This is a genomic window from Pseudomonas sp. AB39(2026), assembly GCF_059831485.1.
This window is the reverse complement of record NZ_CP195212.1, coordinates 2,579,123-2,592,321: the sequence shown is the minus strand read 5'-3', so window position 1 is coordinate 2,592,321 and position 13,199 is coordinate 2,579,123. Positions and strand designations below refer to the sequence as shown.

Below are 13,199 nucleotides of genomic sequence, written 5' to 3'. Positions count from 1 at the left end.
TATTTTTACACGTGGGTTGAATCCACCTCCCGCCACTGGCCAGGCTCTAGCCCTTCCAGGTCAAAGGGCCCTATCTTTACCCTCACCAGCCGCAGGGTGGGCAAGCCCACTGCGGCAGTCATGCGCCTTACCTGCCGGTTACGGCCTTCCCGTATCACCAGTTCCAGCCAGGCCGTAGGTATGCTTTTGCGAAAGCGCACGGGCGGGTTGCGCGCCCACAGGGCGGGTTCGGCCATCAAGCGGGCTTCAGCTGGCAGCGTAGGGCCGTCGTTGAGCACCACGCCCTCGCGCAATTGTTTGAGGTGCGCTTCGGTAGGCTCGCCTTCTACCTGTACCCAGTACGTTTTGGCCAGCTTGTGCTTTGGGTCGGCAATACGTGCTTGCAAGCGGCCGTCGTTGGTTAGCATCAACAGGCCTTCGCTGTCGCGGTCCAGGCGCCCTGCCGGGTAAACGCCGGGCAGGTCCAGGTAATCCTTGAGCGTTGGGCGCCCTTGATCGTCGCTGAACTGGGTCAACACGTCGAAGGGCTTGTTGAGCAGGATAAGCCGAGGGGTGGCCGGGGCCGCTTTGGCCAGGCGGCGAGGCAGAGGGCGACGGGTAGGAGCAGGCATAAAGGCAAACCGATTGCAGCGGGGCCGATAGCATAGCAGCCCCGCCGCTTACGATCAGCGGAACGGCGGCTCGTCGAAGCTGCGCAGCTTGCGAGAGTGCAGTGCGTTGAGCTGGGTGCGCAGCAGGTCCAGGGCCGTGATACCAATGGTGAGGTGCTGGCTCACTGCGCGGTTGTAGAAGGCGTTCGCCGAGCCCGGCAGCTTGATTTCACTGTGCAGCGGTTTGTCCGAGACACACAGCAAAGTGCCGTAGGGAACACGCAGGCGGTAACCTTGGGCGGCAATGGTACCGCTTTCCATATCTACGGCCACGGCGCGGGAGAGGTTGATCAGCGGCCGCTCCTGAGCCCAGCGCAGTTCCCAATTGCGGTCGTCGTAGGTCAGTACGGTTCCGGTGCGCAGGCGCTTCTTGAGTTCGTCGCCTCGCTCGCCGGTTACTTGGGCGGCTGCGTCCTGCAAGGCCAGTTGCACTTCGGCCAGTGCCGGTATTGGGATGTGCGGCGGCACCAGACGGTCCAGGATGCCATCGCGGCGCATGTAGGCATGCGCCAGCACGTAGTCCCCTATGGTTTGCGAGGCGCGCAGGCCACCGCAGTGGCCGATCATCAACCAGCAGTGCGGGCGCAGCACAGCCAGGTGATCGGTGATGTTCTTGGCGTTGGACGGGCCCACACCGATATTGACCAGGGTGATGCCATCGCCATCGGCGGCGATCAGGTGGTAAGCCGGCATCTGGTAGCGATGCCAGACCACGCTGGCGACCAGTGCCTGGGTTTCGCCATGGTCCATGCCTTTTTCAATGATGACGTTCCCCGGCATGACCAGGCGGACGAAACGCGGATCGCTGTTCAGTTGTTCCAGGCCATGGGCCACGAACTGGTCCACATACCGGTGGTAGTTGGTGAGCAGAATCCAGGGCTGTACATGGCGCCAGTCGCTGCCGGTGTAGTGCACCAGCCTGCGCAGGCTGAAGTCCACCCGCGCGGCATCGAACAAGGCCAGGGGCAGGGGGTCGGCGTCCGCCCAGTCATACAGGCCGTCGGCAATGTTGTCCGTTGCTGCGGACAGGTCCGTGCTGGGGAACACGCGGGCCAGTGCCGCTGCGGTCACGCCTGTGCCGGCCAGCTCGTCGCCTTGCTCCACCACATAAGGGTAGGGAATGTCCTGCTGGCTTACGCCTACTTCCAGGGTCACGTCGAAATCGCGGATCAGCGGGGCCAGCTGTTCAATCAGGTATTTGCGGAACGCTGCCGGCTGGGTCACGGTAACCGAGTAGGTGCCAGGCAACTGCAGTTTGGCGTAGGCGCGGGTGGTGCTGGGCACTTCGCCATGTGACTGGTAGGTAAACCGGAGTTCGGGGTACCGAAACTGTGCCCTTTCCTCGGGGCTGGGTTCGGTACGGTCTTTCAAGTAGCGCTTGAGGGCTTGGCTGAGCGCAGTAGTGGCGCGCTCATGCAGCCAGGCCAGGCGATCCACAGCCTGTTCAGGGGTGCTAAAGGTAACAAACGGCTCGGTGCTCACAGGCGGATCCTTCTCTTTCAGGCAAGGCGTTTATCTTGCCTGTTCCACACCGTTTTACCACCCCTTGTACACGCGGCTATGAAGCAATGTTCACGGCCGCAAGTGAGACAACGGCAGCTCAGAGCTCGCAATCACCTGATTAAGTACAAAGCTGGAGCGCACACTGGTTACCCCTTCGATACGCGTGAGATGCCCCAGTAGCAATTGCTGATAATGGTCCATGTCTTGGACCACAACCTTGAGCTGGTAGTCGGCTTCCATGCCCGTGACCAGGCTGCATTCCAGTACTTGAGGCAGGTTGCGTACAGCCGCTTCGAAGTTTTCGAAGCGTTCTGGCGTATGGCGGTCCATGCCGATCAGTACATAAGCCGTCAGGTTCAGGCCCAGCCTCTTTCTGTCCAGAAGCGCCACCTGGCGAGTGATATAGCCATCGTCTTCCAGCTGTTTGACGCGGCGCGAACATGGCGAAGGAGACAAACCGATACGCTCGGCCAGCTCCTGGTTGGAAATGCGCGCATCACGCTGTAATTCAGCAAGAATGTTCAGATCGTAACGGTCCAGCTTGCCCATGGTGCGTACCTGGATGGGATTAATTGCGGTCGATTATGTCCAGACGGTTATATATTGCGCAATAGCCCTTTACAGAGACAATCTTCGCAATCCTGTGCTGCGACTTGCGCGATAAGCTTTACACCATGATCACCACCCGGACATACGTCCACTGCAGGCCGCCCAATCAGGCCGCCTGCGGCCACCGCCCCCACAGGCGCGACTGGCCACCGGGTTTGGTGCCGGCTCAATCAGGCTGGCATGTGTGAGCCGTTGCCACAAGCGACGCGCCTGGACGCTGTTTTCGAAGGAGGCCATGGGGCCTCCTTTTTTTGTGGGCGCTCTTTCATGAAACCCACCACGCGGCCGATAACCTTCTTAAAGCAGCTGATAGCCGCCCAGAACCGTCTTTGGTTTTTCAAGTCAAATGTCAGTGCCCCGCACCTATCGAGGATCAACCATGAAAACCCGCGACTGGTGCCTGGCCAGTGCGTCCGCGCTGTGCCTCTGCCTTGGCACCCCGACGTTCGCTGATAACACGCCCAGTGCCCAGGACCAGCTACGTGGCGCTGCGCCCAATCGGCAGCCCCAAGGCAATGGGCCTCAGGGGCCACAGCGCCCACCACAGCCAGGCTACAACCGCCCGGACGGCCCACGGCCAGGCGCTCAGCGGCCCAATTACTTGCCGCCTGCCTACCAGGCAACGCCTTATCAGCCAGCACCTTACGGGCAACCCAACTATTCGCCGCCCGGCAATCAACGCCCAGGCATGGGGCCAGGCCCGCAGAACGGGCAGGGTTGGCAGGCTAACCCGAACGGCAACGATCGCCCACCGCCGCCACGGCCAGACAATAGCCTTCCGATCCAGCCCAAGCCTGGCGAAGTGCGGCAGACTGAGCCGCCGCTGATTGGCAGCTATCCCGACCTGCCTCGGCCTCACGGCGGCCCTGGGTGGCACGGGGGTGGCTACCCCGATCACAACTGGGATGCCCGCCCCCACGGCAACGGATGGGGGCCCGGACCTCAGTATCGGCCAGGCCAGCGCATTGACCGCTTCCCAGGGGATAACTATCGAGTGCCTTACCGTGGCAGTGACTACTACTTTTCCAGTGGCTACTGGTATAGACCAGACCGCGGGGGGTACATCGTCACGCCACCCCCTCGGGGCATTCGTGTGCGCTATCTGCCGGACTATGCCTCTCGCGTGTGGATCGGAGGTGGCATGTTCTTCGTAGCCGCCGGCACCTATTACCAATGGCTGAATGACACTCAGGAGTACGTGGTAGTGGATACCCCTATCGCTCCAGTCCAGTCCCAGCCACAGCCTGTCACGCCCACTGCTGGCTATGATGTCGCCTTTTACCCTGCCAACGGCCAAACGGCGTCGCAGATGGAGCAGGACAGGTACGCCTGCCAGAACTGGGCCGCTCAGCAGACGGGGTTCAACCCGGAAACAGCCACGTATGCGCCGTCCGAACAGGTGGTAAACCTGTTCAGGCAGAGCATGGCAAATTGCTTGACCAGCCGTGGTTACGGTTTGAACTGAACGTGGTTCACTGCTTCTTCCGGGTCCGCGTGTACTAGCACCTCGGCTTTCGGGAAGCGGGCAATAATGGCGGCCTCTACCTGCTCACACAAAGCATGCGCCGCCGAAAGGCTCAGGGTGCCCGGCAGCTCCAGATGCAGCTGTACGAACCAGTGCTGGCCAGACATGCGCGTCCGCAGGTCATGAGCACCTAGAACGCCTGGGATGGCGCAGGCCAGTGCGAGCATGTCCTGGGCCACACCGGGGTCCAGTTCCTGGTCCATGAGAATGGCTGCACTCTCTTGGCCGATCTGGAAAGCGCTCCACAGGATGTAAAGCGAAATAGCCAACCCGAAGAAAGCGTCCACTTGTGGATACCCCCAATGGGCCAGCAACAAAGCCACCAAGATACTGCCGTTGAGCATCAGGTCCGAACGGTAGTGCAGGGAGTCTGCACGTACGGCGGTAGAGCCTGTCTCCTTGACCACCTTGTGCTGCAGCGTCAGCAGGCCAACGGTAAGCACCAGTGACAGCAGCATCACCGCAATGCCGATCCCTGCTTCGCCAATGGGCGCTGGCGAGCGTAAGCGCTCTACGGCCTGGATCGCGATAAATACCGCGCTGACCCCGATAAACAGTGCCTGCCCCATACCGGCCAGGGCTTCGGCCTTGCCATGGCCGTAACGGTGGTCATCGTCGGCCGGGCGCAAGGCGTAGTGAACGGCTAGCAGGTTGAGGAAGGAGGCTGCGCCGTCGAGTATTGAATCAGTCAACCCTGCCAGCAGGCTGACCGAGCCACTCAGGTACCAGGCGATGGCCTTGCACAGTATCAATGTTGTAGCAACGGCCAACGACGCACGGGTCGCCAGGCGAAGCAGGCGGCGATGGCGTGCGTCAATAACCATGGGCGATCAGGCCGCCGGGCGCAGGCCGTACGCGGCCAGTTGTTCGACACTGCCGCGGTGCTGGATCAGGCGCGGGTCGTCTAAAGGTAGATGTTTGCCCAGCTGAGCATCAAGAATGGCTTGCAGGCGTTTGTTGTCCACGCTGCCATCCGGGTTCACAGCGCCCTTGAGCAGCTCCGGGGCGACCTGTGCGTGAGTGCCCCCCGGCAGGTAGATAGCGCCAGTGGCAAAGTCCACGCCAAAGGCGATCAGGCCAGGAATGACATAAAACAAAATGCCCACGGCATCGAGCACCGCGATCACCGGGTCGATCTTGCCGTCGATCTGGCCACGACGGTCAGGCCAGAACAATGTGCCGCACGCCGTTAGCTGCGTCAGCACCGACACAACCACCACACTGCCAATCATACGGGATGGGAAACGCATCAAGTTCTCCTGAGGGTAAGGGGCATGGTCACGGCAACCTGTCGTACAGCCCCTGTACGACCATCGCCACACCGTGCGGTTCGCCGTTATACCGTGGAGCAGCCGTTACCGCTAGCTGTCGTTGGCAGGGGTGGTGCGTTGGGCATAGTGTGCACCTATGAGCGGAGAGTGGCATATGTGAGGCTTGCGCATTTTATTAAAATATAAGGTAAGCAGGCGCTATTAGAACTAACGAACTATCATGGCTACCCGTTGGAGAGGAAGTCAGGCCTACAGAAGTATGTGTAAATTTTTTTTCAATTTTCTGGTTTGCGATACTCTGGAGATATTGCAGGAGGGGTAATTTTTACTGGTTTGCGCGCACCGTATTCGAGACCGCAGGTTTGAAGACTGTGGACTGAAAAGCTCTACTGTGGCTAAAAGCTTTGAAATAGAATAGGTTGAGTGCAGGCTTCGATGCGGTGTCCGTGCATGCCGTAATGCGATTTATCTCGGTCGAGGCCTATTTGATAAGCAGCAGCCAAGCACCTTCGAGTTAATCATTTTTGCAAGATTGCGGCCAGTAACGACTATGAATGAAATACCGAGCCTGTGTAGCCGGGCCCTTGCGCTGAAAGAGTCGTATGCGGATAAAGATTCCCTGCACAGCTGTGGCGGGAGACTGCAATGCCCAAATTGATTGCCGGTCTCAGGGTAGCAGCAGTCAGTGCTGCGCTTCCACAAGTGCGTACTTCCCGTGGTGACTTTGATCTGCTGTTCAGCGATCTTGATGTGCAGCGCATTGCCAGAAATGCCGGGATCGAGCAGGTCCACCTTGCGGGTCACCTTGCTACAGTGGAGCTGTGCGAGGTCGCCGTGCGGGATCTTATGATGCGCAGCAATATTGCCCCGGAGAGCATCGACGGTTTAGTGTTGGTGACCCAGGCTGCTGAGACATCAATGCTTGCCAGCAGCGCTAACCTAGCGCGTAAGCTTGGCTTACGTGCGGATATTGTAGTGTTTGACCTGAGTTGTGCATGCAGTTGCTACATCTATGGCCTTTATCAGGCCGCTATGCTGGTAAAAGCAGGTGGCTGCAGGCGCGTACTGATGTGTACTAGCGATATGATCAGTGAGCCACTGGCTCCGCAGCGTCATGGCATGAAGTTGGTTTTCGCTAGCGCTGCAACCTGCACGCTAGTGGAACAGGGCGATGACGAACTTGCCTTTGATTTCGATACGGGTATTGACCCGGCACCGATCTTCCGCTCTTCCATCTCGTATGATGACATTGATACAGACAAGGCCTATCGGCAAGCTTTTGAAGTTGAAAGTGAGGGTTTGATTAATTTCGCCTTCGAAAAAGTCCCCTATATGATCACTCGGTTTCTGGCATCGCAGCAGCGAAACCTGGAGGAGGTGCCTTACTTCCTTCTACACCAAGCCAGTACATTCATGTTGCATTATGTGGCACGCAAGCTTGGCATCGCCCCTGAAAAAATTCCCAAGGAAGTTGCCGGCGTATGCGAAGCAGGGCCGTCGTCCATTCCTCTGATGTTGACCCACCATCAGCAGCTACAAAACATGCAGCAGGACCAAGTGATCGCCTGTGGGTTTGGCGGTGGGTTTTCCGTCAGCGTTTGTCGCCTGTCTTTAGGGCAGGCGCATATCCATGCTCCGGTCTATGTGCAGGCGCCTTGAGCCAGAAGTTACTGGGCAACCTTGCAAACAGGGCAGGGCACTAGTTTCAGGTGTGGCCCAGCCGCCGGGGCGTTCTGGATAGTGTTCGCATTGCTCAACCCAACCTCGGTCAGGAAATCAATGAAGGCACGTGTTTTGGGCGCCAGGAACTGGCTGGGCGACCATAGAATCCAGAAGTCTCCGCTTTGACATGCCTTGGATAGCATGACAACCAGTGTTCCACGCCTGATATGGTCTTGGACAAGGTAATCAGGCAGGTAGGCCATGCCCATTCCATTCACACACCCAGCCAGCACCGCCTCCATGCTATTCATGGTAAGCGTGACCTTGGGCGCCAAGGTTACAGTCTTGGCATCGTCTTGAAGCACCCAAGGTTGGATGCGCTCGGTGTTGGGAATCTTGTAACCAATGGCCGGGTGTTGGCCTATGTTGCTGTCCAGGTCAAGCGGCCCAAAGGTGTCAAGGTATCGAGGCGAGGCGCACACGAGGAAGCGAAAAGTGGCAATACGCTTTGCCGCCAAGCTTGAGTCTGAGAGCTCACCCGTACGTATCACCGCATCGAAGCCTTCGTTGATCACATCTACCATCCGGTCGCTGAAATCCACATCCAGTTCTACATCAGGATAGCGTCGGCTGAACTCAGGCAGCAGGTCCGAAATGAGCCGATAGCCCATTGCTGGCAGACTGATACGCAGGCGGCCGTTGGGGCTGAGCCTGGAGGAGGCCAGCGCCTCTTCAGCGTCCTTGAGCTGCTGCAGCAGTTCGCTGCAGCGGAGGAAAAAATCTGCCCCTTCACTGGTAAGGCTGATTTGCCGAGTACTGCGGTGGAACAGGCGCACGCCTACTCGCTGCTCTAAACGGCTAATGCTTTTTCCTACCGCCGAAGAAGAAATGCCCAACGTCTTCCCGGCAATGGTGAAGCTCTGATGCTCTGCCGCACGTACAAAAGCAACAAGGCCACTGAATTTTTCCATAGGTTGCGCTCTATCTGGTCGGGCCCTACGGGGTGCCAGCGTCGACTGACGAGCACGCACAGAATGCAATGAGCCATTATTTGGCCACAAGTGTACCTTATTGGATCAGACGTGCTCCAAGCTGAAATCGCTATAATTGGCCCCCTGCCAGGAGCCTTCATGATTTCGCTGCCCATCGATGCTGCACTTTCTTCCCTTCGCAAGGCCCTTGGGTCGCGCCACGAAGCCGTTCTAGAGGCGCCACCAGGTGCAGGTAAAACCACGCGTGTACCGCTGGCCCTGTTGAATGAGCCCTGGTTAGGCAACCAGAGCATTCTCATGCTTGAGCCTCGTCGATTGGCGGCCCGAGCGGCGGCTGAGCGTTTGGCCAGTGAGCTGGGGGAGAGCGTTGGCGAAACAGTGGGCTATCGTATTCGGCTGGAAAGCCGGGTAGGGCCGCGTACGCGTATCGAAGTGGTGACAGAGGGCATTCTCGCCCGCCGCCTGCAAGAGGACCCCGCGCTGGAAGGGGTGGGGTTGGTTATTTTCGATGAGTACCATGAGCGTAGCCTGGATGCTGACCTGGCTTTGGCGTTAGTGCTTAACGGTCGTGAATTGCTGCGTGACGAGCTGCCGCTCAAGGTGTTGTTGATGTCTGCCACTCTGGAGGGTGAACGGCTATCGGCGTTGCTGAACCACGCACCCGTAGTGAGCAGCCAGGGCCGAATGTACCCGGTTTCAGTACGCTGGGGCCGGCCTTTGCAACCAAGTGAATATTTGGATGCACGGGTAGAGAGCATTGTGCTTCAGGCTTTGGAAGAGGAAAGCGGAAGCCTGTTGGTTTTCCTGCCTGGGCAGGCGGAAATTCGCCGCGTACAGCAACGACTGGAAACGGTGTTGGGTGCCGCCCCAAATGTTCGGCTTTGCCCGTTGCACGGAGAGCTGGACCTCTCAGCCCAGCGAGCTGCCATAGCACCTGCCCCAGCAGGTGAGCGCAAGGTAGTGTTGGCCACCAATATCGCCGAGACCAGCCTCACCATAGAAGGTGTGCGGGTGGTAGTGGATGCAGGCCTGGCTCGCGTGCCACGGTTTGACCCTGGTACCGGCATGACCCGCCTGGACACTCAGCGCATTTCCAAAGCCAGTGCCACTCAGCGCGCGGGGCGGGCCGGGCGGCTGGAGCCAGGCGTTTGCTACCGGTTGTGGTCCGAGGCGCAGCATGAGCAACTGACCGCCTACGATAGCGCGGAAATACTTCAGGCCGACTTGGCATCACTTGCATTGCAACTTCACCGATGGGGCGCTACGCCTGAGCAATTGCGCTGGCTTGATCCTCCGCCTGCTGCTGCCTTGGCGCAGGCCGATGACCTGTTGGCACGGCTGTCTGCACTCGATCACGGCGGCCGACTTACGCATCATGGCCAGGCTATGGCCGTGTTGCCAGCGCATCCGCGGATCGCACATCTTTTGTTGCGAGCAAGGGCCTTGGGCCTAGAGGCCATGGGTTGTGACCTGGCTGCCCTGCTGGGCGAGCGCGACATCGGCCGAGACCGTGGCGCGGACCTGCACAGCCGCATGGCCTTGTTGTATAGCGCAGGCCGAGCACCTCAGCGGATCAAGCAACTGGCCAAACAATACCGCAGCTTGCTCAACGCTCAACCCTTGGCCACCCAACCTGTGGCTGAACCAGAGGCTGACCATTGGCTTGGTGCCTTGCTGGCCTTGGCTTACCCCGACCGCGTTGCCCAGCAGCGTCGGCCGGGCGGCGCTGACTATCGGCTGGCCAATGGCCGCGCTGCTCAGTTTGGCGAAGCGGATACGCTAATGAAGCACGAATGGCTGGTCGTAGCCGACCTAGGTAGCCGCCAGGGTCAGCGAGAGGAGCGTATCTATCTGGCGGCCGATCTGGACCCTGCGCTCTTCAGCACTGTTCTGGCCGAGCAAGTGCAGCGGCGGGAATTGCTGGAATGGGACGAAAAGGAAGGCACCTTGCGTGCTGAAGCGCAGTGGCGCGTGGGCGACCTGGTGTTACGGCGGGAACCCCTCTCAGGGCTGGACGAACAGGCCCGTGGCCGTGCCTTGGTAGAACTGGTACGCCGCAAAGGTTTAGCGCTGTTGCCTTGGACGCCAGACCTTCGCCAATGGCAGGCACGTATCCAACTGCTGCGCGAGCAGGACCTTCCAGCAGGCACCAGCCAGTGGCCTGATGTGAGCGACCAAGCCCTGCTGGGTACCCTTGAAAGCTGGCTGGCGCCTTACCTGGGCAAGGTCACCCGGCTTGCGCATTTCGCCCAGCTGGACCTTCCTGTCATTCTCCAAGGCTTGCTGCCCTGGCCTTTGCCCCAGCGCCTTAACGAGCTGGCCCCCACACACCTCTCGGTGCCATCGGGTTCGTCCATCCGGCTGGACTACAGCGAGCAGCCGCCGGTATTAGCCGTGCGCTTGCAAGAGCTGTTTGGCCTGGCGGATACGCCGCGCATTGCCGGCGGGCGTGTGCAGGTTAAACTTCACCTGCTGTCACCGGCACGCCGCCCTGTCCAGGTCACCCAAGACCTAGCCAGTTTCTGGCGCAGTACCTATGGCGAGGTAAAAAAGGATCTGAAGGGGCGCTACCCCAAGCACTACTGGCCCGACGATCCGCTGGTGGCTGAAGCGACAGCGCGGGCAAAGCCGCGGGGTACGTGAAGCCGTTTGCACGTTGCTGAAAATGGTACCTGTAGGCGCCGTCTTGGCTCTTCTTGCCGCTATGGCTCTGCCAGTACGAAGCCCGACGTGGCTTGGAAATGAGGCCTGCCAGAGATCACTGTGGAATTAAGCGTTCTTACTAAAAACCGCTGTCGGCCAATTGCACTACGCCAGGGTTACGTATACGTTACATCGATGCTCATTTGTTACGTAAACAAGACATGGATTATGAACTGATAGCAACTCGTCTGGGTGACCAGATTCGGTCAAAGCGCCTAAACCGTGGGCTTACCCAGGCTAGGCTTGCGGAGCTGGCCAGGCTGACACGGCAAAAGGTTATCGCCGTAGAGAAGGGCGACCTGTCTGTAGGCATGTCTGCTTATGCTCGAACGCTGGCTGCGCTGGAGTGCGAATGCACGGTGACACCCGCCAGGCTGCCCACGTTGGATGACATAGCGGGGATCTTTCACTGACAGCTATTGCAACGCCCGCGCATCTATTTTGCTACCCCTTACCCACCCGGCAACAAGAACCGCCCCAGCAGTGGCAAGTGGTCGGAAATCCCCAGTGTATCCTCCTGCCTCACCTGCGCCTCCAGCTGTTGCAGGCGAGGGCTGTGGACCAGGTAGTCCAGGGTGCGGTCCGGGCCCTTGGCGGTGGCCGGGAACTGGGTGAACCAGTCCGCGCGGTCTGCGCCACTGGCCTGTACGTTGCTGGGGATGATGGGGTAGCGGTCCCACAGCAGGTGCAAATCATCCGCCGGAGAATACTGAGGCTGCTCCCCGGGAGGGAGGCGCCGGTATTGGCCCAGCGGCAGCAGGTTGAAGTCCCCGCCTAGCAACCAGGGTGTGCCTTGCCCCTCCAGGCGATCAACACGTTTGGCCACCGCTTGCAGCTGCCTAGCTTGGGCATCGCTGCCTTGCCGGTAGGGTTCCAAACGGGTGTTAAGGACGGCCAGGTGCTGCGCGCCGTCTGCAATCGGCAGGTAGGCCCCTAGCAGGGCTTGCTGGGGGTGGAACAGGCTCAGTGTGCTGCCGGCACGCGGCAGTTGCCAGCGCTCGGCCTGATCGATGCGGTACCGGCTAAGGGTGGCCAGCTTGCGGCCCACGCTGCCAAATACGTCCAGGCTGGGGACGAAGTCCGCCTTCCAGTCGAAGGCTTCGACGCTGCAAGGGTAGAGGTCGACCAAGCGTTCCTGCAGCAAGGCCAGCTGGTTCTGGTAGCCCGTCGCTCTGGCACCGTCGTCCAGTTCCTGCAGCAGCACCAAGTCAGGTTGCTCCTCACGGATTACCCGTACCACTTCGTCCAAGTCATGGGCAATGTCCTCGGGGCTGGGACTGTCATCATGGCTGCGGCCTTCGGGCGCGTTGTACCAGAACAAATAGCGTTTGCCGGCTAGAAACTGCACGTTCCAGGTCATCACCTTCAGGGCTTGGCCCGGTGCCAGTGACGGTGGGGTGCCCCGGCAGGCGGGCGAGAGCACGGCATGGGGTGCAGGGTGCCACGACACTTGCCAGGCCAGTGCGGCAAGCGCAATGGCCATCAGCAGCAGGATCAGCATGGCAGTACGCAGTCGTCGGATCATCGGCTCGGCTACGGCATCACGAAGCCTGAGAGCATAGCCGAGGCGGCGCGTGAGCCCAAGCTACGTGCGAGGTTCTCGCAGTGTCGGGTCTGTCACCAGCATGAACAGGCGGAACAGCACCACGGTGGTCATCAGCTGTACCAGGCCGTTCAAGGTATCCAGAGCGATGGACAGGGGCAGGCTGTCGTCGTCAGGAAAGACGGCCACGCTGGCATAGTCGATCAGCCACAACGGTACCAGCACGGCCAGCACACAGCCGAGCACGCGCCAGAAGGGCCCCCGGGTCAGCTCAAAGCTTTGCTTGATGGCCGCCAGCGGGCTAAGGCCACGCAGCACCAGCAGGTATTCTGCAAACGCCAGGCGGGCCATGAGCCAGAGGCCGGGCAGTAGCCACAGCGCCATGCCTAATAAAATGGCCAGGGAGGAAATGGCTGCCAGCAGTGCAAAGCGCGGCCATAGCCGCACGCCCATGCCCAGCAGCATTTTCAGGGAAGGCTGTTCACCGTTGCTGCGTGAGTCCAGGTATAGAATCAAGGCCGCCGTGTAGAGCGGATAGAACAGCAGCCCCACTAGGATGTCGAACGCTCCACGTACGTTTTCGGCCACGTGGTGGTCCACCAGCTGCTCGGCCAGTGACTGAAGCAGCAGCAACGGCAGGCACAGCTGCACGATCGCCAGCAGGTGAGTACGGAAGAAGTAGAAGGAGTCTTGAAGAATGGTGAGCGGGTTCATCACGCCAGTGTCTTGGGTCAGCAGGCC

The 13,199-nt window shown here is 59.8% G+C and carries 12 protein-coding genes; 4 read left to right on the top strand and 8 right to left on the bottom strand.

Annotated features, from left to right (window positions below):
- Positions 1-5: 5 nt before the first annotated feature.
- The 3 genes from ACSAMW_RS11780 to ACSAMW_RS11770 all read right to left on the bottom strand — a co-directional run bounded on the left by ACSAMW_RS11780 (position 6) and on the right by ACSAMW_RS11770 (position 2,702).
- Positions 6-575, bottom strand: a complete 570-nt coding sequence (locus ACSAMW_RS11780) for a pseudouridine synthase (protein ID WP_500594027.1) — start codon at positions 573-575, stop codon at positions 6-8.
- A gap of 90 nt (positions 576-665) precedes the next feature.
- Positions 666-2,153 (bottom strand): AMP nucleosidase, encoded by a 1,488-nt coding sequence (gene amn, locus ACSAMW_RS11775; protein WP_178089029.1) that lies wholly within the window; start codon positions 2,151-2,153, stop codon positions 666-668.
- Between the two features lie 69 nt (positions 2,154-2,222).
- Positions 2,223-2,702 (bottom strand): Lrp/AsnC family transcriptional regulator, encoded by a 480-nt coding sequence (locus tag ACSAMW_RS11770; protein ID WP_500590492.1) that lies wholly within the window; start codon positions 2,700-2,702, stop codon positions 2,223-2,225.
- A gap of 439 nt (positions 2,703-3,141) precedes the next feature.
- On the opposite strand from ACSAMW_RS11770, the gene ACSAMW_RS11765 reads away from it, so the two are divergent.
- Entirely contained in the window at positions 3,142-4,227 is a 1,086-nt protein-coding gene (locus ACSAMW_RS11765) for a DUF6515 family protein (RefSeq protein ID WP_500590491.1), read from the top strand.
- On the opposite strand, the gene ACSAMW_RS11760 is transcribed toward ACSAMW_RS11765, so the two are convergent.
- Both ACSAMW_RS11760 and pmcY read right to left on the bottom strand, forming a co-directional pair.
- Entirely contained in the window at positions 4,212-5,111 is a 900-nt protein-coding gene (locus tag ACSAMW_RS11760; RefSeq protein WP_500590490.1) for a cation diffusion facilitator family transporter, read from the bottom strand. The genes ACSAMW_RS11765 and ACSAMW_RS11760 overlap by 16 nt on opposite strands.
- Before the next feature lie 6 nt (positions 5,112-5,117).
- Positions 5,118-5,537: a periplasmic Zn2+ metallochaperone PmcY gene (gene pmcY / locus ACSAMW_RS11755; protein WP_500590489.1), complete on the bottom strand. Its 420-nt coding sequence runs from the start codon at positions 5,535-5,537 to the stop codon at positions 5,118-5,120.
- A 666-nt stretch (positions 5,538-6,203) separates the two neighbouring features.
- Between pmcY and ACSAMW_RS11750 the strand changes: the two genes are divergently transcribed.
- Positions 6,204-7,217 carry a 3-oxoacyl-[acyl-carrier-protein] synthase III C-terminal domain-containing protein gene (locus tag ACSAMW_RS11750; protein WP_500590488.1) on the top strand — a complete coding sequence of 338 codons (1,014 nt, stop codon included), beginning with the start codon at positions 6,204-6,206 and terminating at the stop codon, positions 7,215-7,217.
- A gap of 8 nt (positions 7,218-7,225) precedes the next feature.
- On the opposite strand, the gene ACSAMW_RS11745 is transcribed toward ACSAMW_RS11750, so the two are convergent.
- Positions 7,226-8,191 (bottom strand): LysR family transcriptional regulator, encoded by a 966-nt coding sequence (locus ACSAMW_RS11745; RefSeq protein WP_500590487.1) that lies wholly within the window; start codon positions 8,189-8,191, stop codon positions 7,226-7,228.
- A 159-nt stretch (positions 8,192-8,350) separates the two neighbouring features.
- On the opposite strand from ACSAMW_RS11745, the gene hrpB reads away from it, so the two are divergent.
- Positions 8,351-10,855, top strand: a complete 2,505-nt coding sequence (hrpB, locus tag ACSAMW_RS11740) for an ATP-dependent helicase HrpB (RefSeq protein ID WP_500590486.1) — start codon at positions 8,351-8,353, stop codon at positions 10,853-10,855.
- A 221-nt stretch (positions 10,856-11,076) separates the two neighbouring features.
- Positions 11,077-11,328 carry a helix-turn-helix domain-containing protein gene (locus ACSAMW_RS11735; RefSeq protein WP_500590485.1) on the top strand — a complete coding sequence of 84 codons (252 nt, stop codon included), beginning with the start codon at positions 11,077-11,079 and terminating at the stop codon, positions 11,326-11,328.
- A 38-nt stretch (positions 11,329-11,366) separates the two neighbouring features.
- Here the strand turns inward: ACSAMW_RS11735 and ACSAMW_RS11730 are convergent, their stop codons facing one another.
- Positions 11,367-12,440: an endonuclease/exonuclease/phosphatase family protein gene (locus ACSAMW_RS11730; protein WP_500590484.1), complete on the bottom strand. Its 1,074-nt coding sequence runs from the start codon at positions 12,438-12,440 to the stop codon at positions 11,367-11,369.
- A 60-nt stretch (positions 12,441-12,500) separates the two neighbouring features.
- A complete protein-coding gene (locus ACSAMW_RS11725) occupies positions 12,501-13,172 on the bottom strand; it encodes a YciC family protein (protein WP_500594026.1) in 672 nt (223 codons plus the stop codon).
- Positions 13,173-13,199 lie beyond the last annotated feature (27 nt).